The sequence below is a fragment of the Streptomyces sp. NBC_00249 genome, from assembly GCF_026342355.1.
Classification (GTDB): Bacteria; Actinomycetota; Actinomycetes; order Streptomycetales; family Streptomycetaceae; genus Streptomyces.
In genome coordinates, this window is sequence record NZ_JAPEMV010000007.1 from 356237 (window position 1) to 374686 (window position 18450).

Annotated in this window: 19 protein-coding genes; 16 read left to right on the forward strand and 3 right to left on the reverse strand. The window is 73.4% G+C overall.

Annotation, left to right across the window (positions count from 1 at the left end):
• Positions 1 to 85 precede the first annotated feature (85 nt).
• The 8 genes from OOK31_RS28985 (at position 86) to OOK31_RS29020 (ending at position 8686) form a co-directional block, all read left to right on the forward strand.
• Complete coding sequence (locus OOK31_RS28985; protein ID WP_267090320.1) at positions 86 to 1195, forward strand: quinone-dependent dihydroorotate dehydrogenase; 1110 nt, start codon at positions 86 to 88, stop codon at positions 1193 to 1195.
• Positions 1192 to 2043 carry an orotidine-5'-phosphate decarboxylase gene (gene pyrF, locus OOK31_RS28990; RefSeq protein WP_267090321.1) on the forward strand — a complete coding sequence of 284 codons (852 nt, stop codon included), beginning with the start codon at positions 1192 to 1194 and terminating at the stop codon, positions 2041 to 2043. Before OOK31_RS28985 ends, pyrF begins: the two co-directional genes overlap by 4 nt.
• A 442-nt stretch (positions 2044 to 2485) precedes the next feature.
• Positions 2486 to 2809 carry an integration host factor gene (locus tag OOK31_RS28995; protein WP_030234009.1) on the forward strand — a complete coding sequence of 108 codons (324 nt, stop codon included), beginning with the start codon at positions 2486 to 2488 and terminating at the stop codon, positions 2807 to 2809.
• 61 nt (positions 2810 to 2870) lie between these two features.
• Positions 2871 to 3434: a guanylate kinase gene (gene gmk, locus OOK31_RS29000; RefSeq protein ID WP_267090322.1), complete on the forward strand. Its 564-nt coding sequence runs from the start codon at positions 2871 to 2873 to the stop codon at positions 3432 to 3434.
• A 71-nt stretch (positions 3435 to 3505) separates the two neighbouring features.
• Positions 3506 to 3778, forward strand: coding sequence for a DNA-directed RNA polymerase subunit omega (gene rpoZ, locus OOK31_RS29005; RefSeq protein WP_004948662.1), 273 nt, complete (start codon positions 3506 to 3508; stop codon positions 3776 to 3778).
• Between the two features lie 99 nt (positions 3779 to 3877).
• Positions 3878 to 5104 (forward strand): bifunctional phosphopantothenoylcysteine decarboxylase/phosphopantothenate--cysteine ligase CoaBC, encoded by a 1227-nt coding sequence (gene coaBC, locus OOK31_RS29010; RefSeq protein WP_267090452.1) that lies wholly within the window; start codon positions 3878 to 3880, stop codon positions 5102 to 5104.
• Positions 5105 to 5298: 194 nt separating this feature from the next.
• Entirely contained in the window at positions 5299 to 6507 is a 1209-nt protein-coding gene (metK, locus tag OOK31_RS29015; protein WP_267090323.1) for a methionine adenosyltransferase, read from the forward strand.
• 79 nt (positions 6508 to 6586) lie between these two features.
• Positions 6587 to 8686 carry a primosomal protein N' gene (locus OOK31_RS29020; RefSeq protein ID WP_267090324.1) on the forward strand — a complete coding sequence of 700 codons (2100 nt, stop codon included), beginning with the start codon at positions 6587 to 6589 and terminating at the stop codon, positions 8684 to 8686.
• 124 nt (positions 8687 to 8810) lie between these two features.
• Here OOK31_RS29020 and OOK31_RS29025 read toward each other — a convergent pair whose 3' ends face one another.
• Complete coding sequence (locus OOK31_RS29025; protein ID WP_267090325.1) at positions 8811 to 9341, reverse strand: hypothetical protein; 531 nt, start codon at positions 9339 to 9341, stop codon at positions 8811 to 8813.
• A gap of 252 nt (positions 9342 to 9593) precedes the next feature.
• On the opposite strand from OOK31_RS29025, the gene fmt reads away from it, so the two are divergent.
• The 3 genes from fmt (at position 9594) to OOK31_RS29040 (ending at position 12810) form a co-directional block, all read left to right on the forward strand.
• Positions 9594 to 10538: a methionyl-tRNA formyltransferase gene (gene fmt, locus OOK31_RS29030; protein WP_267090326.1), complete on the forward strand. Its 945-nt coding sequence runs from the start codon at positions 9594 to 9596 to the stop codon at positions 10536 to 10538.
• Positions 10539 to 10602: 64 nt separating this feature from the next.
• Entirely contained in the window at positions 10603 to 12078 is a 1476-nt protein-coding gene (locus tag OOK31_RS29035; protein WP_267090327.1) for an RsmB/NOP family class I SAM-dependent RNA methyltransferase, read from the forward strand.
• Positions 12079 to 12144: 66 nt separating this feature from the next.
• Positions 12145 to 12810 carry a class I SAM-dependent methyltransferase gene (locus tag OOK31_RS29040; protein WP_267090328.1) on the forward strand — a complete coding sequence of 222 codons (666 nt, stop codon included), beginning with the start codon at positions 12145 to 12147 and terminating at the stop codon, positions 12808 to 12810.
• Here OOK31_RS29040 and OOK31_RS29045 read toward each other — a convergent pair.
• Both OOK31_RS29045 and OOK31_RS29050 read right to left on the reverse strand, forming a co-directional pair.
• Entirely contained in the window at positions 12789 to 13493 is a 705-nt protein-coding gene (locus OOK31_RS29045) for an AraC family transcriptional regulator (RefSeq protein WP_267090329.1), read from the reverse strand. The genes OOK31_RS29040 and OOK31_RS29045 overlap by 22 nt on opposite strands.
• Entirely contained in the window at positions 13490 to 15157 is a 1668-nt protein-coding gene (locus OOK31_RS29050; RefSeq protein WP_267090330.1) for a serine/threonine-protein kinase, read from the reverse strand. The genes OOK31_RS29045 and OOK31_RS29050 overlap by 4 nt, the downstream gene beginning before the upstream one ends.
• 211 nt (positions 15158 to 15368) lie before the next feature.
• Between OOK31_RS29050 and rpe the strand changes: the two genes are divergently transcribed.
• From rpe to OOK31_RS29075, 5 genes are all read left to right on the forward strand, one after another.
• Positions 15369 to 16055 carry a ribulose-phosphate 3-epimerase gene (gene rpe, locus OOK31_RS29055; protein ID WP_267090331.1) on the forward strand — a complete coding sequence of 229 codons (687 nt, stop codon included), beginning with the start codon at positions 15369 to 15371 and terminating at the stop codon, positions 16053 to 16055.
• Positions 16056 to 16160: 105 nt separating this feature from the next.
• Positions 16161 to 17207, forward strand: a complete 1047-nt coding sequence (locus tag OOK31_RS29060; protein WP_078950459.1) for a sugar-binding transcriptional regulator — start codon at positions 16161 to 16163, stop codon at positions 17205 to 17207.
• Between the two features lie 95 nt (positions 17208 to 17302).
• Positions 17303 to 17524, forward strand: coding sequence for a CarD family transcriptional regulator (locus OOK31_RS29065; RefSeq protein WP_266578279.1), 222 nt, complete (start codon positions 17303 to 17305; stop codon positions 17522 to 17524).
• Between the two features lie 49 nt (positions 17525 to 17573).
• Positions 17574 to 18053: a ribonuclease domain-containing protein gene (locus OOK31_RS29070; protein ID WP_267090332.1), complete on the forward strand. Its 480-nt coding sequence runs from the start codon at positions 17574 to 17576 to the stop codon at positions 18051 to 18053.
• Positions 18050 to 18448: a barstar family protein gene (locus OOK31_RS29075; protein ID WP_267090333.1), complete on the forward strand. Its 399-nt coding sequence runs from the start codon at positions 18050 to 18052 to the stop codon at positions 18446 to 18448. The genes OOK31_RS29070 and OOK31_RS29075 overlap by 4 nt, the downstream gene beginning before the upstream one ends.
• Positions 18449 to 18450: the final 2 nt, after the last annotated feature.

Sequence of the window (18450 nt, forward strand, 5' to 3'; positions counted from 1 at the left end):
CGAACAGGGGAGAGGGGGACACCGGACGCGCCGCACGCGCGCCGGGTGTCCCCCTCTTCATGAGCGCAGAGGGATCCTCACGACGATGTACAAGCTCTTCTTCAACCTGGTCTTCAAGCGGATGGACCCCGAGCAGGCCCACTACACGGCCTTCCGGTGGATCCGCCTCGCCGCCCGCACCCCCGTCCTGCGCACCTTCGTCGCGGCCGCCCTGGCCCCGCGCTTCAAGGAGCTGCGCACCGAGGCCCTGGGCCTGCGCATGCACGGCCCCTTCGGGCTCGCGGCCGGCTTCGACAAGAACGCCGTCGCCATCGACGGCATGTCCATGCTCGGCTTCGACCACATCGAGATCGGCACGGTCACCGGCCAGGCCCAGCCCGGCAACCCCAAGAAGCGGCTCTTCCGCCTGGTCCCGGACCGCGCGCTGATCAACCGCATGGGCTTCAACAACGAGGGCTCGGCCGCCGTCGCCGAGCGCCTGGCCGCCCGTACCCCGGTCTTCAGGACCGTCGTCGGCGTCAACATCGGCAAGACGAAGGTGGTCCCCGAGGAGGAGGCCGCCGCGGACTACGTGCTCTCCACCGAGCGCCTCGCCCGTCACGCCGACTACCTCGTCGTCAACGTCTCCTCCCCGAACACCCCGGGCCTGCGCAACCTCCAGGCCACGGAGTCCCTGCGGCCGCTGCTGACCGCCGTGCGCGAGGCCGCCGACCGGGCCGTCACCGACCGCCGCGTCCCGCTGCTCGTCAAGATCGCCCCCGACCTCGCGGACGAGGACGTGGACGCCGTCGCCGACCTCGCCCTGGAGCTGGGCCTGGACGGCATCATCGCGACGAACACCACCATCGCCCGCGAGGGCCTGGGCCTGAAGTCCTCGCCCGAACTGGTCAAGGAGACCGGCGGACTCTCCGGCGCCCCCGTCAAGGAGCGCTCCCTGGAGGTCCTGCGCCGCCTGTACGCGCGCGTGGGCGACCGGATCGTCCTGGTGGGCGTCGGCGGCATCGAGAACGCCGAGGACGCCTGGCAGCGCATCCTGGCGGGCGCCACCCTGATCCAGGGCTACAGCGCCTTCATCTACGAGGGCCCCTTCTACGCCCGCGCCATCCACAAGGGCCTGGCCGCGCGCCTGGCCACCAGCCCGTACGCGACCCTCGCGGAAGCGGTGGGCGCCGAGACCCGAAAGGCCGCGCTGTGAGCCCCGAGAGCCCTGTGACCCCCTTCGGTACCCGCCTGCGCGCCGCCATGGACGCACGCGGCCCGCTGTGCGTCGGGATCGACCCGCACGCCGCCCTGCTGGCCTCCTGGGGGCTGGACGACGACATCGCCGGGCTGGAGCGCTTCTCCCGCACCGTGGTGGAGGCCCTGGCCGACTCCGTCGCCGTCTTCAAGCCGCAGGCGGCCTTCTTCGAGCGCTTCGGCTCGCGGGGCGTCGCGGTGCTGGAGCGGACCGTCGCCGACGCGCGGGCCGCCGGGACGCTGGTCGTCATGGACGCCAAGCGGGGCGACATCGGCTCGACCATGGCCGCGTACGCCTCGGCCTTCCTGGACCCGGCCTCGCCGCTGTTCTCGGACGCGCTGACCGTCTCCCCGTACCTGGGCTACGGCTCGCTGGCCCCGGCCGTCGAGCTGGCGCGGGAATCGGGCGCGGGCCTGTTCGTGCTGGCGCTGACCTCCAACCCGGAGGGCGCCGAGGTCCAGCGGGCCGTGCGCGAGGACGGGCGCACCGTCGGCGCGACGATGCTGGCCCACCTGGCCGCGGAGAACGCGGGCGCCGAGCCGATGGGCTCCTTCGGAGCGGTGGTCGGCGCGACGCTGGGCGACCTCTCCTCGTTCGACCTGGACATCAACGGGCCGCTGCTGGCCCCGGGCATCGGCGCGCAGGGCGCGACCGCGGCGGACCTCCCGGCGGTCTTCGGCGCGGCCGTCGGCAACGTCGTCCCGAACGTGTCGCGGGGCGTCCTGAAGCACGGCCCGGACGTGGCCGCGCTGCGGGCCTCCGCGAAGCAGTTCGCGGAGGAGATCCGCGAGGCCGTCTCCGCGTAGCGGCCGGCATCCGGCCGCGCCGGCGTGACGCGGATCACGTCGGCGCGACCGGCCGGGGGGCTCCCCGGCTCGGGGTCGGCTCGGGAACGGCTGGAGGAACGGTCCTGTTCGACGGTCCGCAGGCCCCCGCGGGGGCTCGCGGAGTGCGGATCGCGGTCCGTAAAGGAGGCCGTCGGACGTGTTCATGGAACGGCTTGACGAAATTCGAACGTAATTACCCGGACAAAACCGGGGTGGTTTGTCCGTGATGTACGGTTCAGTGGAGGCTGACCAGGACTTTTCGTCCGTTCTCGCTGACTGGAGCGGCCTTGGCCGCTAGTCTCCGATCAGAGTGAACGAGCAGCGAACGAGTACCACCGCTGTTCGGGAACTCGCCTGGCGTGGTGCCCAAAGCGCTGCGCCGGTCCGTATCCGACAGTTCGACATCCGAGGTGACGTAGGCGTGGCTCTTCCGCCCCTTACCCCTGAACAGCGCGCAGCAGCGCTCGAAAAGGCCGCCGCGGCTCGCCGGGAGCGGGCCGAGGTGAAGAATCGACTCAAGCACTCCGGCGCCTCCCTCCACGACGTCATCAAGACGGGACAGGAGAACGACGTCATCGGCAAGATGAAGGTCTCCGCCCTTCTCGAGTCGCTGCCCGGCGTCGGCAAGGTCCGCGCCAAGCAGATCATGGAGCGCCTCGGCATCTCCGAGTCCCGGCGTGTCCGAGGTCTCGGTTCCAACCAGATCGCCTCTCTGGAGCGCGAGTTCGGCGGTAGCGGCGCCTGAGGCGTCGCCCGAAGTTCTCCCGGCGTTCTCAGGCAGTCCCGAGAACCTGGATAATCGCTCTATGGCAGCAGAGGTTCGTCCGCGGCTGACCGTGCTCTCCGGCCCTTCGGGGGTCGGCAAGAGCACGGTCGTCGCGCATATGCGCAAGGTCCACCCCGAGGTATGGCTCTCGGTGTCGGCCACCACCCGCAAGCCGCGGCCCGGTGAGCGACACGGAGTCCACTACTTCTTCGTCAACGACGACGAGTTCGACAAGCTGATCGCCAACGGCGAGCTGCTGGAGTGGGCCGAGTTCGCGGGCAACCGCTACGGCACACCCCGCGGCGCGGTATCGGAACGCCTGGAGAACGGCGAACCGGTGCTGCTGGAGATCGATCTCCAGGGCGCCCGGCTCGTCCGCGAGTCCAAGCCCGACGCACAGCTGGTCTTCCTCGCCCCGCCGAGCTGGGACGAACTGGTCCGCCGCCTCACCGGCCGCGGTACCGAATCGCCCGAGGTCGTAGCGCGCCGGCTGGAAGCCGCCAAGATCGAACTCGCTGCCGAGTCCGAGTTCGACACCACCCTGGTCAACACCTCCGTCGAGGACGTGGCGCGCGAGCTGCTAGCCTTGATGGAAGTTGTCTGATAGTTGACCGGTGTTCATGTCGGTCGGTACTCGGTCGGCTGAACTTTCATCCATTCTTCGGAAGGTAGAGCGTGTCCTCTTCCATCACTGCGCCCGAGGGCATCATCAACCCGCCGATCGACGAGCTGCTCGAGGCCACGGACTCGAAGTACAGCCTCGTGATCTACGCGGCCAAGCGGGCGCGTCAGATCAACGCGTACTACTCGCAGCTCGGTGAGGGCCTGCTCGAGTACGTCGGCCCGCTGGTGGACACCCACGTCCACGAGAAGCCCCTTTCGATCGCGCTGCGCGAGATCAACGCGGGTCTGCTGACCTCCGAGGCCATCGAGGCCCCGGCTCAGTAAGGCATCGAGAATTTTCTTCACCACAGGCCCGGCAGACCATCTGCCGGGCCTGTGGTGTGTCATAGGTGACGTACACGGATGTCGAGTGGGGAGTACGTGGTGGACAAGCCGAAGGTCGTGCTGGGGGTCAGCGGCGGGATCGCCGCCTACAAGGCCTGTGAGCTGCTGCGCCGGCTGACCGAGTCCGGGCACGACGTACGGGTGGTGCCCACCGCGGCGTCCCTGAACTTCGTCGGCGAGGCCACCTGGGCCGCCCTCTCCGGGAACCCGGCCTCCACCGAGGTCTGGGAGACCGTCCACGAGGTGCCCCACGTCCGCATCGGCCAGTCGGCCGACCTCGTCGTCGTGGCCCCCGCCACCGCCGACATGCTGGCCAAGGCCGCCCACGGGCTCGCCGACGACCTCCTCACGAACACCCTGCTCACCGCCCGCTGCCCCGTGGTCTTCGCGCCCGCGATGCACACCGAGATGTGGGAGCACCCCGCCACCCAGGAGAACGTCGCCACGCTGCGCCGCCGCGGCGCCGTCGTCATCGAGCCCGCCGTCGGCCGGCTCACCGGCAAGGACACCGGCAAGGGGCGGCTGCCCGACCCGGAGGAGATCTACGAGGTCTGCCGCGGCGTCCTGGCCCGCGGCGCTGCCCCGGCCGACCTGGCCGGACGCCACGTGGTCGTCAGCGCCGGAGGTACCCGGGAGCCCCTGGACCCGGTCCGCTTCCTCGGCAACCGTTCCTCCGGCAAGCAGGGCTACGCCCTCGCCCGCACCGCCGTCGCGCGCGGCGCCCGGGTCACCCTGGTGGCCGCGAACACCGCGCTGGCCGACCCGGCCGGGGTGGACGTCGTACGCGTGGGCACGGCCCTCCAGCTCCGCGAGGCGGTCATCGAGGCGGCGGCCGACGCCGACGCCGTGGTGATGGCCGCGGCCGTGGCGGACTTCCGGCCCGCCCACTACGCCGACGGGAAGATCAAGAAGAAGGACGGCCAGGAGCCCGAACCGGTCATTCTTGTCCGGAATCCGGACGTCCTGGCCGAGATCTCCGCCGGACGCGCCCGGGAGGGCCAGATCGTCGTCGGTTTCGCCGCCGAGACCGACGACGTGCTCGCCAACGGCCGCGCCAAACTTCTCCGCAAGGGATGTGACCTCCTCGTGGTCAATGAGGTCGGAGAGAGCAAGACCTTCGGATCCGAGGAGAACGAGGCGGTCATCCTGGCCTCCGACGGTGCCGAGACGCCGGTTCCCCATGGTCCGAAGGAAGCCCTGGCGGAAGTGATTTGGGACCAGGTCGCCGGACGACTCGCGGAGCGGCCCGCTCCGCGAACCATCTGAGCGGCGCCCTTTCCGGCGGGAAATCCGTACGTCAGAATGGAGTGCCGCAGGTCACACGGCTCCCATAGGGCGAGACGGGTGGTCCGGCAAACGGTGGCGACCGATAAACTGCACATGGAACGTGATCGGGCGCAGCCCCCGGTGTGGTTCCGCCAAATGATCAGCCAGCAGCCGCTGCAACCCCAGGGAGCGTTGTGTCCCGTCGCCTGTTCACCTCGGAGTCCGTCACCGAGGGTCACCCCGACAAGATCGCTGACCAGATCAGCGACACGATCCTCGATGCCTTGCTGACCGAGGACCCGACCTCGCGCGTGGCCGTGGAGACCCTCATCACCACCGGCCTCGTGCACATCGCGGGCGAGGTGACGACGAAGGCCTACGCGCCGATCGCCCAGCTCGTCCGCGACAAGATCCTCGAGATCGGCTACGACTCCTCGAAGAAGGGCTTCGACGGCGCCTCCTGCGGCGTGTCGGTGTCCATCGGCGCACAGTCCCCCGACATCGCGCAGGGCGTCGACACGGCGTACGAGAAGCGCGTCGAGGGCGACGAGGACGAGCTCGACAAGCAGGGCGCCGGCGACCAGGGCCTGATGTTCGGCTACGCCTGCGACGAGACGCCCGAGCTGATGCCGCTCCCGATCCACATCGCGCACCGGCTGTCCAAGCGGCTCTCCGAGGTCCGCAAGAACGGGACCATCCCGTACCTGCGCCCCGACGGCAAGACCCAGGTCACCATCGAGTACGACGGCGACAAGGCCGTGCGCCTGGACACGGTCGTCGTGTCCTCCCAGCACGCCGCCGACATCGACCTGGACTCGCTGCTCGCCCCGGACATCCGCGAGTTCGTCGTCGAGCACGTGCTCGCGCAGCTCGTCGAGGACGGCATCAAGCTGGACACCGAGGGCTACCGCCTGCTGGTCAACCCCACCGGCCGCTTCGAGATCGGCGGCCCGATGGGCGACGCCGGCCTGACCGGCCGCAAGATCATCATCGACACCTACGGCGGCATGGCCCGCCACGGCGGCGGCGCCTTCTCCGGCAAGGACCCGTCGAAGGTCGACCGCTCCGCCGCGTACGCCATGCGCTGGGTCGCCAAGAACGTGGTCGCCGCCGGTCTGGCCTCGCGCTGCGAGGTCCAGGTCGCGTACGCCATCGGCAAGGCCGAGCCCGTCGGTCTCTTCGTCGAGACCTTCGGCACCGCCAAGGTCGAGGTCCAGAAGATCGAGGACGCGATCGGCGAGGTCTTCGACCTGCGCCCGGCCGCGATCATCCGCGACCTGGACCTGCTGCGCCCGATCTACGCCCAGACCGCCGCCTACGGCCACTTCGGCCGTGAGCTGCCGGACTTCACCTGGGAGCGGACCGACCGCGTCGACGCCCTGCGCGCCGCCGCCGGTCTGTAGGACCCGTACGGCGAACGGCCCCGGACCCCTCCAGGTCCGGGGCCGTTCGTTGTCGGTGGCATTTGGTAAGAATGCAGGTGTGAGCAGCGCGAACGATTCCCAGCCGGAACAGCTCGCACTGATCCGGGAGATGGTCGCCGAGGCGAAGGCCAAGGCGCCCAAGGCCAAACCGCGCACCTGGCGCGGCGCCGACCTCGCCGAGGAGCTGCCCGTCGCCCGGGTCTTCGTCAACAAGGGCGTGCTCCACCTCGACAGGCCCTTCGACTACGCGGTGCCCGCCGAGCTGTCCGAGGCCGCGCAGCCCGGCGTCCGGGTCCGGGTCCGCTTCGGCGCGGGCTCGCACCGGGTGCACGGCGGTCGCCGGGAGGGCGGCGGGCTCATCGACGGGTTCATCGTCGAGCGGCGCGCCGAGTCCGACTACGAGGGCGCCCTCGCCGCCCTCGCCCAGGTCGTCTCGCCCGAGGTGGTCCTCGGCCCCCGCATGCTGGCCCTCGCCCAGGCCGTCGCCGACCGGTACGCGGGCAGCCTCGCCGACGTGCTCCAGCTGGCCCTGCCCGCGCGCAGCGCCCGCGCCGAGGCCAAGCCCTCGCCCGAGCCGCTGCCCCCGCCCGCCGCGCCCGAGCCCGGCGGCTGGACGCGCTACGGCGCCGGCCCCGCCTTCCTGCGCTCCCTGGCCGGCGGGGGCGCCCCCCGCGCGGTGTGGACCGCCCTGCCCGGCCCCGGCTGGGCCGAGGAACTGGCCCGCGCCATGGCCGCTGCCCTGGCCTCCGGGCGCGGGGCCCTCGCGGTCGTCCCCGACGGGCGTACGGCCTCCCGGGTGGACGCCGCGCTCACCGCCCTGCTCGGCGAGGGCCGGCACGCCCTGCTGACCGCCGAGTCCGGCCCGGAGAAGCGCTACCGGCAGTGGCTCGCCGTCAACCGCGGCTCCGTACGCGCCGTCGTCGGCACCCGGGCCGCCATGTTCGCCCCCGTGCGCGACCTCGGACTGGTCGCGATCTGGGACGACGGCGACTCCAGCCACAGCGACGACCGCGCCCCCTTCCCGCACGTCCGCGAGGTCCTGGAACTGCGGGCGGTCAGCGAGGGCTGCGCCTTCCTCGCCGGGAGCACGAGCTGCACCGTGGAGGCCGCCCAGCTGGTCGAGTCCGGCTGGGCCCGCCCGCTGGTCGCCGACCGGGAGACGGTACGCGCCACCGCGCCCCGGATCAGGACCGTCGGCGACGAGCTGCTGGCCCGGGACGGGGCCGCCCGCGCCGCCCGGCTGCCCAGCCTGGCCTGGGAGACCGTACGGGAGGGCCTGGGGCACGGGCCCGTCCTGGTGCAGGTGCCCCGGCGCGGGTACGTGCCCCGGCTCGCTTGCGAGCGCTGCCGGGCCCCCGCCCGCTGCACCGTGTGCGCCGGGCCGCTGGAGGCCCCGGACGAACGGGACCTGCACTGCGGCTGGTGCGGGCGGGCCGAGAGCGCCTGGCACTGCGAGGAGTGCGGCTCCTTCCGGCTGCGGGCCCAGGTCGTGGGCGCGCGGCGGACCGCCGAGGAGCTCGGGCGGGCCTTCCCCGCCGTGGCCGTACGGACCTCCGGGCGCGACCACGTCCTGGACGAGGTGCCCGACCGGCCCGCGCTGGTGGTGTGCACCCCGGGTGCCGAACCGGTCGCCTCGGGCGCCGGGTACGCGGCCGCGCTGCTGCTGGACGGCTGGGCCATGCTCGGCCGGCCCGACCTGCGGGCGGGGGAGGACGCGCTGCGCCGCTGGATCGGGGCCGCCTCGCTGGTCCGGCCCGAGGGGCAGGTGGTGGTGGTCGCCGAACCGACGCTGCGGCCCGTGCAGGCCCTGGTGCGCTGGGACCCCGTCGGGCACGCCGTACGGGAACTGGCCGAGCGGGCCCAGCTGGGCTTCCCTCCCGTGTCCCGGATGGCCGCCGTCGCCGGGCGGGGGGACGCCCTGGAGGCCTTCCTCGCCGCCGCCGCGCTGCCCGCCGACGCCGAGATCCTGGGCCCCGTACCGCTGCCCGGGCGGCGCGGCGAGCCCTCGCCCGGGGAACGGGCCCTGGTGCGGGTGCCGCCCGGGAGCGGGGCCGCGCTGGCCACCGCCCTCAAGGTCGCGCAGGCCGCCCGGATGGCGCGGGGGGTCCCGGTGGCGGAGGCGGTCCGGGTCCGGATCGACCCGCCGGACATCGGCTGACGCGGCCCGGGCGGACGCCGAACACCCCCGGCGGGGCGGCCCGGGGGCGCGCCCGCCGGGGGCGGGGGTACTGCGGGGCGCCCGGCCGTCGGGGGTCGGCGACCCGGCGGCGACGGGCTGCGGATCAGCCGTTGCGGGGGCTCGGGAAGGCGGACGGCCGGCCGGCCGACACCGCCGGGGCCCCGGCCTGGGACTCCTCGCGTACGGGCTGCGGGGGTACCGAGCGGGCCGCCGGGATCGTCGGGAGCGGGCCCAGCGTCCGGCTCGTGGTGCCCTCGGCCAGCGGCTCCGCGGACTCGGCGGCCTGCGCGCGGCGGGCCCCGTAGCGGCGGTGCACGGCCTGCTTGGTGACCCCGAGCGCGGAACCGACGGCGTCCCAGGAGAAGCCGAGGGAGCGGTCGAAGTCCACCGCGGCGGTGACCAGGGTCTCGACGCTGTCCCGCAGTTCCTGTGCGAGGCGGACGGTGGGCGCGGGCGCCCTGCCGTAGACGACGAAGCCCGTGGAGGGCCCGGAGCGGCGCGGGCGGTAGACGTTGCCGAGCTGGGCGGTGAGCGTCCGCAGAGCGTCCACCTGCCGGCGAACCCGCTCGATGTCCCGCACCAGGAGGTGCAGGCTGGCCCGTGCTTGGGCGTCATGGGTGGCGTGGTCGGCCATGAAGAAGCCTCTCGAACCGGTGCTGAAGAGCGGATCGGGCCGCAGACACCGTTCTCATTACGCGGCCCGTTTCGGTCAATCTCTCTTGACCAACGCGCCACCCGGCGCCCAGGTCACGCATTGGGGGCGTGTCGGCATATGCGAGAGGCGCGCGTGTGTGCGTACGCCCCCTCGACACCACAGGTGGGTGGCCGTGCGTACGCCCCATAGACTGGTGCGCTGCTGACAGCCGAGATAGCGAGGTAGCAACCGGTGAAGCTCGTCTTCGCAGGCACCCCCGAGGTCGCCGTACCCGCCCTGGACGCCCTGATCGCCTCCGGGCGGCACGAGATCGCGGCCGTGATCACCCGCCCCGACGCCCCCGCCGGGCGCGGCCGGCGGCTCGTCGCCAGCCCCGTCGCCGAGCGGGCCGAGGAAGCGGGGATCGAGGTCCTCAAGCCGGTCCGGCCCCGCGACGAGGAGTTCCAGGCCCGGCTGCGCGAGATCGGGCCCGACTGCTGCCCGGTCGTCGCCTACGGAGCCCTGATCCCCAAGAGCGCCCTGGACATCCCCCGCCACGGCTGGGTCAACCTGCACTTCTCGCTGCTGCCCGCCTGGCGCGGCGCGGCCCCCGTCCAGCAGTCGATCATGGCCGGCGACCAGGTCACCGGCGCCTCCACCTTCCGGATCGAGGAAGGGCTCGACACCGGCCCCGTCTTCGGGATCCTCACCGAGGAGATCCGCCCGACCGACACCAGCGGCGACCTGCTGACCCGGCTCGCCTTCGCCGGCGCCGGCCTGCTCTCCGCGACCATGGACGGCATCGAGGACGGCACCCTGCGCGCCGTCCCGCAGCCCGCCGACGGGATCTCCCTCGCGCCGAAGATCAGCGTCGAGGACGCGCGGATCGACTGGAAGGCCCCCGCGCTGCGAGCCGACCGGGTCGTGCGCGGCTGCACCCCGGCGCCGGGCGCGTGGACCGTCTTCCGGGGCGAGCGGCTCAAGCTGATCTCCGTCGGGCTCGTCCCCGACCGCACGGACCTGGAGCCCGGCGCGCTGGCCCCGGCGAAGAACAACGTCTACGTCGGCACCGGCTCGCACGCCGTGGAGCTGCTGTGGGTGCAGCCGCAGGGCAAGAAGCCGATGAAGGGCGCCGACTGGGCCCGCGGGGTGCGGATCGCTCCCGGCGAGCGCCTGGGCGGGGCCGACGTAGGCTGATCCCGAAGCCTTCCGCAGTACTTCGTTCCCCCGCAGCACCTCGTAACCCCGGAGCACCTTTCACGTGAGCGAACAGCCCCGTCGTCGTCCCGCAGCCGCAGGCGCCGGCAAGCCGTCCGGCAAGCAGGCCAGGCCGTACCGCCGGCCGCAGAAGGACCCCGTCCGGATGCTGGCCTTCGAGGTGCTGCGGGCGGTGGACGAGCGCGACGCGTACGCGAACCTGGTCCTGCCCCCGCTGCTGAAGAAGGCCCGCCAGGACGAGAGCTTCCAGGACCGCGACGCCGCCCTGGCCACCGAGCTGGTCTACGGCACCCTGCGCCGCCAGGGCACCTACGACGCCGTGATCAAGGCCTGCATCGACCGGCCGCTGCGCGAGGTGGACCCGCCCGTCCTGGACGTGCTCGCACTGGGCGCCCACCAGCTCCTCGGCACCCGCATCCCCACGCACGCGGCCGTCTCGGCCAGCGTCGAACTGGCCCGGGTGGTGCTCGGCGACGGGCGCGCGAAGTTCGTCAACGCCGTACTGCGCAAGATCTCCGCGCACGACCTCGACACCTGGCTGGAGAAGGTCGCACCGCCCTACGAGGACGACGCCGAGGAACACCTCGCGGTCTACCACTCCCACCCCCGCTGGGTCGTGAGCGCCCTCTGGGACGCCCTCGGCGGCGGCCGTGCGGGCATCGAGGACCTCCTCGAAGCCGACAACGAGCGGCCCGAGGTCACCCTCGTCGCACGGCCGGGCCGGTCCACGCAGCAGGAGCTGCTGGAGGCCGTGGGCGAGGACTCGGCACTCCCGGGCCGCTGGTCCCCGTACGCGGTCCGGATGGCCGAGGGCGGCGAGCCGGGCGCGCTGGAGGCGGTCCGCGAGGGCCGCGCCGGCGTCCAGGACGAGGGCAGCCAGCTGGTGGCGATGGCCCTGGCGGCCGTACCGATCGAGGGCCGTGACGCGCGCTGGCTCGACGGCTGCGCAGGACCGGGCGGCAAGGCGGCCCTGCTGGGCGCGCTCGCCGCACGGCGCGGAGCCTTCCTGCTGGCCTCCGAGAAGCAGCCGCACCGGGCGCGCCTCGTCGAGCGGGCACTCGCCGGCAACCCGGGCCCGTACCAGGTCATCGCCGCCGACGGCACCCGCCCGCCGTGGCTGCCGGGCTCCTTCGACCGGGTCCTGGTCGACGTCCCCTGCTCCGGCCTGGGCGCGCTGCGGCGCCGACCCGAGGCCCGCTGGCGTCGGCGCCCCGAGGACCTGGAGGGCTTCGCCCCGCTCCAGCGCGCGCTGCTGCGCGAGGCACTCGCCGCCGTACGGGTGGGCGGCGTCGTGGGCTACGCGACCTGCTCCCCGCACCTGGCCGAGACCCGGGTGGTCGTGGAGGACGTCCTCAAGGGGCGCGGCGCGGGCGCGGAGCCCGTCTCGGCCGAACTGGTCGACGCCCGCCCGTACATGGAGGGCGTACCGGCGCTGGGCGACGGCCCGGACGTCCAGCTGTGGCCCCACCTGCACGGCACGGACGCGATGTACCTGGCCCTGCTGCGCCGCACGGCGTAGGCCGTCTCCGGCGGGGCGAGCGGTTCGTTCAAGACGGGCGGGTGGCCGGGCTCCGAGACTGCGGGCATGACACCGACCACGCAGACGACACCGTTCACCCCCGCGCTGGGGCGGCTCGCGCCCACGCGTTTCTACGACCCGCTGATCGCGCTGACGCGGGAGCGGCTCTGGCGGGCCCTGGCCGTCGCCCATGTGGCGCCGCGGCCCGACGAGGCGATCGTCGACGTGGGCTGCGGCACCGGCTCGCTGGCGGTGCTGCTCAGCCGGATCGAACCGGCGGCGCGGGTCACCGGGATCGATCCCGACCCCGCCGTGCTGGAGGCCGCGCGGCTCAAGGCCGGGGCCGCCGGTGTGGCGCCCCGGTGGCTGAAGGGCACGGGGGACGAAGTGGCGTGGCTGCTGGGCGCGGGGACGGCGGACACCGTGGTCTCCAGCCTCGTCCTGCACCAGTGCCCGCTCGCCATGAAGCGGGCCGTCCTCGCCTCGGCGGCCGAGGTGCTGCGGCCCGGCGGGCGCCTCGTCCTCGTCGACTACGGGCTCCAGCGGACCCGGCGCATGCGCCTGGCCTTCCGCACCGTCCAGCTGGCGGACGGCCGCGAGGACACCCAGCCGAACGCCGACGGGATCCTGCCGGGGCTGATCCGGGAGGCGGGGTTCCAGGACGTCCGGGAGACGGAGGTCGTCCCGACGCTCACCGGATCGATCTCCGTCTACGTCGCCCGGCGCGGCTGACCCGGCCCGTCCGGCGGACGCAGGGCGGGCAGGACCGCCGAGGGGGTCAGGCCCGTCATCTCGCGCAGCTGCCGGGTGAAGTGCGCCTGGTCCGCGAAGCCGCCCACGGCCGCCGCCTCCGCGGGCGGGAGGCCCTCGCGCAGGGCCTCGGCCGCGCCCGTCAGCCGCTGCCAGATCCGCCACCGGGCGAGCGGCATGCCCAGCTGGCGCCGGGCCAGGGCCCGCAGCCGCTGCGGGGAGAGCCCGACCGAGGCGGCCACCTCCGGCATCGCCGGCCGCCCCCGGGCCAGGACGTCCAGGGCGGCGACCAGGCGGCCGTCCAGCACCGCGGACGGCTGCCCGGTGGCCCGGCGCACCTCCTCCACGCGCAGACCGCGCAGTGCGGGGGCCGCGGTGATCCCGTCCGCGCAGCGCTCCCGTAGCCGGTCGGCGAAGGCGCAGTGGGGCTCGACGTAGAAGGTGAGCAGCTCCGGCACGGGGAGCAGCCGGTGCCGGACCATCGGCGGCACGACCAGCACCGCGGAGCGGTGGTGGACCCCCGACGCGTCCACCATCTCCACCTCGCCGCCCTCGCCCCCGACGGCCAGGGCGAGCTGGAAGGCGGCATGGGCGTGCGCGCCGCCGTGCCCCGACGGGCCCCGGTACCAGGCGTGTCCGGGGCCGACGGCGAAGCCGGCGGTCACAGGCCGACGGGGAGCGTGGTGAAGGAGGCACCCATCCACTGGCGGGAGGCGTACGCCGCGAACGCGTCCGTCAGGGCGGTCCGCTGGAGCTCGGTCATGGGACCGAGGACGCAGACGGGGAAGCGGCCCCCGCGGCGCGCGGTGAGCGTCCCCGGCTCGTGGTACATCCATCCGGCCGGCCGCAGGACGGCCGGGGTGCCGGCGCCGGACACCAGGGAGACGTGCAGTCCCGTGTACCGGTAGGGCGGTGTCCCCTGGATCTCCTCGACGAGGGCGAACTTGACCTGCTCCCAGGCGTACGCCCGCCGGCCGGCCGCACCGGTCGCCACGATGCCGTCCGGGCCGACCGCCAGGCCCCAGGGGACCTCCCGCTTCGGCATCCTCGCGTGCCGCGCCTCCTGGAACGCGCCGGTGAGCGCGAGGGCCAGGTAGCCGAGGGCGACGAGGGCGCACAGCCCGCCGCCGAGGACGGGGAGCAACATCCACGCGCTGGCGGCGCCGCCGGGAGCGTCCGGGGAGGCGAGCCCCGTCCGGAGCGGGATGCCGACGACGGCCGCCGCGGCGACCGTCCACAGGAACGCCCGCGTCCAGCGGCCCGGCCGGGTGGGCCCGGCGGCGTAGGAGCCGAGGGGCTCCGTGCCCGCCCAGTCCATGGCGAAGGGGGTGGCCGGGCCGGCGACGCCCGGGGGGCGGACGGCAGGCTCCGTGGGGCCTCCCGCCGTCCCACGGGCCGGGGGCGGTGTCGCCAGCTGCCGGGCTCCGGCGGCGAACCTCGCCCGCAGTGCCGCGCGGGCGTCCTGGCCGGAGTCCCGGACGGTGGGGGAGTGGGAGGCCGACGGCGCCAGGAGGCGGCCCAGGCGGTCGTGGACCTCCGCCGCCGACCGGGGCCGGCGGGCGGGGTCGCGCTCCAGGAGTGCGGCGACGAGGTCGGACAGGCCGGCCGGCAGCCCCGGCCGCAGCGGGTCGAGGCGCGGTGCCTCCTCGTCCCGTTTGCGGAGCAGGAGTGCCATGGGGTGGTGCGCGGTGAACGGCGGGCGGCCGGTGAGCAGGACGAAGAGCACGCTGCCGAGCGCGTACAGGTCCGAGCGTTCGTCGCCGTGCTCGGTGAGGAACTGTTCCGGTGCGCCGTACTCGTACGTCCCGGCCGGGGTCAGCCGGGAGGACCCGGCCAGGGTGAACGCGGTCTGGGCGAAGCCGGCGATCCCGAAGTCGACGACCTTCACCTGGCCGTCGGAGGTGAGCATCACGTTGCCCGGCTTGATGTCGTAGTGGATGACGCCGGCCCGGTGGGCTGCCACCAGGGCCGCGCAGATCCCAAGGGCGACCGTCATGGCGCGGTCCGGTTCCATCGGGCCCCCGTCGCGCAGGACCTCGCCGAGGGTGGGTCCGTCCACCTTCTCCATGACCAGGAACAGGAGGTCCTCGTGCACGCCCCGGTCGTACAGGGCCGCGACCCGGGGATGGTTGATCTGCGCGGCGGCGACCGCCTCGCGTTGGAACCGCAGCGCCAGTTCGCGGACGGCCTCGTGGCCGGGGACGAGCAGTTTCACTGCGACGTCGCGGCGCAGGTCGCGGTCGCGCCCCGCCCACACCTCGCCCATGCCGCCGCGGCCGAGCCGCTCGACCATCTCGTACCGGCCCGCGAGCAAGTCCCCGCGCTCCACGGCCCACCCCCCGTCGGTGCCCGCCTGCGATGTCCGGTCAGGATACGAGCCGCCGGGTCGGGGAGGAGGGGGTTTCGCGCCCTGCCTCGGGCGTGATCGCACCTTGCAGGAGGCGTGACATGTGCGCCATGATCATTTAAGGCGTGCTACGGGGATCCTGACATCCGGGGCCATGGCCGGAACCGGCCGGGGGCATGGCAGGCTTGGGGGCATGGCCGTTCAGATCAATCCCAGCATCCTGTCCGCCGACTTCGCCAGACTCGCCGACGAGGCGAAGGCCGTCGAGGGGGCCGACTGGCTGCACGTCGACGTGATGGACAACCATTTCGTCCCGAACCTGACCCTCGGTGTCCCGATCGTGGAGTCCCTGAGCCGCGCCACGGACATCCCGCTGGACCTGCACCTGATGATCGAGGACCCGGACCGCTGGGCGCCGCAGTACGTGGAGGCCGGTGCCGGTTCGGTCACCTTCCACGCCGAGGCCGCCGCCGCGCCGGTGCGCCTCGCGCGGGAGATCCGGGCCATGGGGGCCCGAGCGGCCATGGCCCTCAAGCCCGGCACCCCCATCGAGCAGTACGAGGACATCCTCCCCGAGCTCGACATGGTGCTGATCATGACGGTCGAGCCCGGATTCGGCGGCCAGTCCTTCCTCGACATCATGCTGCCCAAGGTCCGCCGGACCCGGGAGCTGATCGCCAAGCACGGTCTGGAGCTCTGGCTCCAGGTCGACGGAGGGGTCTCGGCCTCGACCATCGAGCGGGTCGCCGAGGCCGGCGCGGACGTGTTCGTGGCGGGCAGCGCGGTCTACGGGGCGGTCGACCCGGCGGCCGCCGTGCGGACTCTGCGTGACCAGGCGGGTGCGGCGATCGCCGCGGCGCCCTGGGCTTGCGACCACTGAACCAAGCGTTGGTGAACAGCTCGGTGAACGGAAGCCGTCCAGGCTGATCAACGGCCGTCGGATCTGACAGGATGAACGGCGAGTCGAGAGTGTGAACACGACAGTGTGAACAGCAGTGAGGAGAACGCGGTGTCTGCAATGTCGGCGGGACGGTCAGCCCTGCGGATGGGACCCGCGGAGCTGGTGCAGGCGGCGGCCATGGCCCGCCGCTTCTACCTGGAGGGCAAGTCCAAGATCCAGATCGCCGAGGAGTTCGGCGTCAGCCGCTTCAAGGTGGCCCGGGTCCTGGAGACCGCCCTCGAACGTGACCTGGTACGGATCGAGATCCGGGTGCCGGCCGAACTGGACGCGGAGCGCTCCGACGCGCTGCGCGCCCGGTACGGGCTGCGGCACGCCGTCGTGGTCGAGTCCCCGGCCGACGCCACCGAGGACGCGCCGGACCCGGAGAACCTGGGCGCCGTCGCGGCCGACCTGCTGGGCGAACTGGTCAACGAGGGCGACGTCCTCGGACTGGCGTGGGGGCGCTCGACCATCCACATGGCCGCCTCCCTGCACCGGCTGCCCCCCTGCACGGTCGTCCAGCTGACCGGCGTCTACGACGCGGGCACCGCCGAGCGCGGGTCCGTGGAGGCCGTACGCAGGGCCGCCCAGGTGTCGGGCGGGGACGCGCACCCGATCTACGCCCCCATGCTGCTGCCCGACCCGGCCACCGCGGCGGCGCTGCGCAGCCAGACGGGGATCGCGCGGGCCTTCGAGTACTTCGACAAGGTCACCGTCGCCGCCGTGTCGATCGGTTCGTGGGAGCCGGGCATCTCGACCGTCCACGACATGCTCACCGACGAGGAGCGGGCGCACTACGCCTCGCTGGGCGTCGCCGCCGAGATGTCCGCCCATCTGTTCGACTCCGAAGGGCGTCGGGTCGGACGCGACCTCGGCGAGCGGTGCATCACCGTCGAGGCCGACCGGCTGCGCCGGATCCCCGAGGTCGTGGCCATCGCGGGCGGGCTGCGCAAGGCCTCCGCGATCGGTGCGGTGCTCCGTTCGGGGCTGGTCACCAGCCTCGTCACGGACACGGCCGTCGCGGACTACCTGCTCACCGAGTCCGCGCCGGGACTGCGGCCGGCGCTGGACCGGGCCGACCCGGACGACTGACGGGGTGCCCGCGAGGGCGTCCGAGGCGGATGTTGCCGCAATCGAGACCCGAACAGCGGGCCGCGGGGCGGCTCCGGGGGCGCATACTGGATTCAATGACTAAGTCAGCAGTACCTCGCCGCCATTTGCCGTCCAGCCCGTTCAAGGCCCCCGTGGAACCGCCGCTCCGGCAGTTCAGCGTCGGCGACCGGGTGAGTCACGACGAGCACGGCCTCGGCCGTGTCGTCGGTATCGAGGAGGGGATCGCCGTCCTCGTCGACTTCGGGTCGGTCCAGAAACGAGTCCTGGCTCCCTACACCAAGATGTCCGCGCTCTGACGTCACCAGGCGATTCGCGAGCGAATCGGATATTTGGCACGATCGGTGCATGATCTTTCGGAACGTGCCCCGATCGTTGCTGCGTGTGCTGGGGGCCCTGTTCCTCTGTGCCGCGCTGATCGGCGCGGTGGGCTGTGGCGGGACGTCCGCCCCGGCCCCGCCGTCCGCTGCCGCCAGCGCCGCTGACAACCCGTCGTCGCCGTCGCCGGACCGGCCCTCGGGCGGCTCCGCGCCGCCCGCCTGGGCGAAGGGGATGGCCACCGTACGGGCCGACGCGCTGCCGCAGCAGGCGCGGGAGGTGCTCGCGCTCATCGACAAGGGCGGGCCGTACGCGTACCGGCAGGACGGGACCGTCTTCGGGAACTTCGAGAAGGTCCTGCCGAAGCGGAAACGCGGTTACTACCACGAGTTCACCGTGAAGACCCCGGGCGAACGCGACCGTGGGGCCCGCCGGATCGTGACCGGGCAGGGCGGCGAGTTCTACTGGACGGACGACCACTACCAGACCTTCAAGGCGGTGCTCCGATGAGCCTGGACCCGCAGCCGCTCGCCCCCGCGGTGGCCGCGGCCGAGGAAGCCGGCTGGACCGTCGTACGGCTGGACCTGGACGGCGTACGGAGCAAGGCGGCGCTGATGCGGCGGTGCGGGGACGCGCTGCGGGTGCCGGAGTGGTTCGGGGGGAACTGGGACGCGCTGGCCGACGTACTGGTCGACCTGTCGTGGTTGCCGGATGCCCCCGGGCGGCTGCTCGTGGTGACTTCCTGGCGTGGGTACGCCGCCGAGCGGGCCGGGGACTGGGAGACCCTGCGGGAGATCCTGGAGGAGTCCGTCGACTTCTGGCGGGAGGCCGAGGGGGCTGCGCCGCTGACCGTGCTCCTCGCGGGTCCGGAGCCGGTCGGGGGCTCCGGGCGCCGGCGGGGCTGAAG

What these genes read in the sequence shown, in the direction of transcription:
- OOK31_RS29075 (WP_267090333.1), top strand. Translation starts at nt 18,050, where the DNA reads ATGAGCCTGGACCCGCAGCCGCTCGCCCCCGCGGTGGCCGCGGCCGAG.
- OOK31_RS28985 (WP_267090320.1), top strand. Translation starts at nt 86, where the DNA reads ATGTACAAGCTCTTCTTCAACCTGGTCTTCAAGCGGATGGACCCCGAG.
- rpe (WP_267090331.1), top strand. Translation starts at nt 15,369, where the DNA reads ATGGCCGTTCAGATCAATCCCAGCATCCTGTCCGCCGACTTCGCCAGA.
- OOK31_RS29065 (WP_266578279.1), top strand. Translation starts at nt 17,303, where the DNA reads ATGACTAAGTCAGCAGTACCTCGCCGCCATTTGCCGTCCAGCCCGTTC.
- OOK31_RS29040 (WP_267090328.1), top strand. Translation starts at nt 12,145, where the DNA reads ATGACACCGACCACGCAGACGACACCGTTCACCCCCGCGCTGGGGCGG.
- OOK31_RS29070 (WP_267090332.1), top strand. Translation starts at nt 17,574, where the DNA reads ATGATCTTTCGGAACGTGCCCCGATCGTTGCTGCGTGTGCTGGGGGCC.
- OOK31_RS29025 (WP_267090325.1), bottom strand. Translation starts at nt 9,341, where the DNA reads ATGGCCGACCACGCCACCCATGACGCCCAAGCACGGGCCAGCCTGCAC.
- gmk (WP_267090322.1), top strand. Translation starts at nt 2,871, where the DNA reads ATGGCAGCAGAGGTTCGTCCGCGGCTGACCGTGCTCTCCGGCCCTTCG.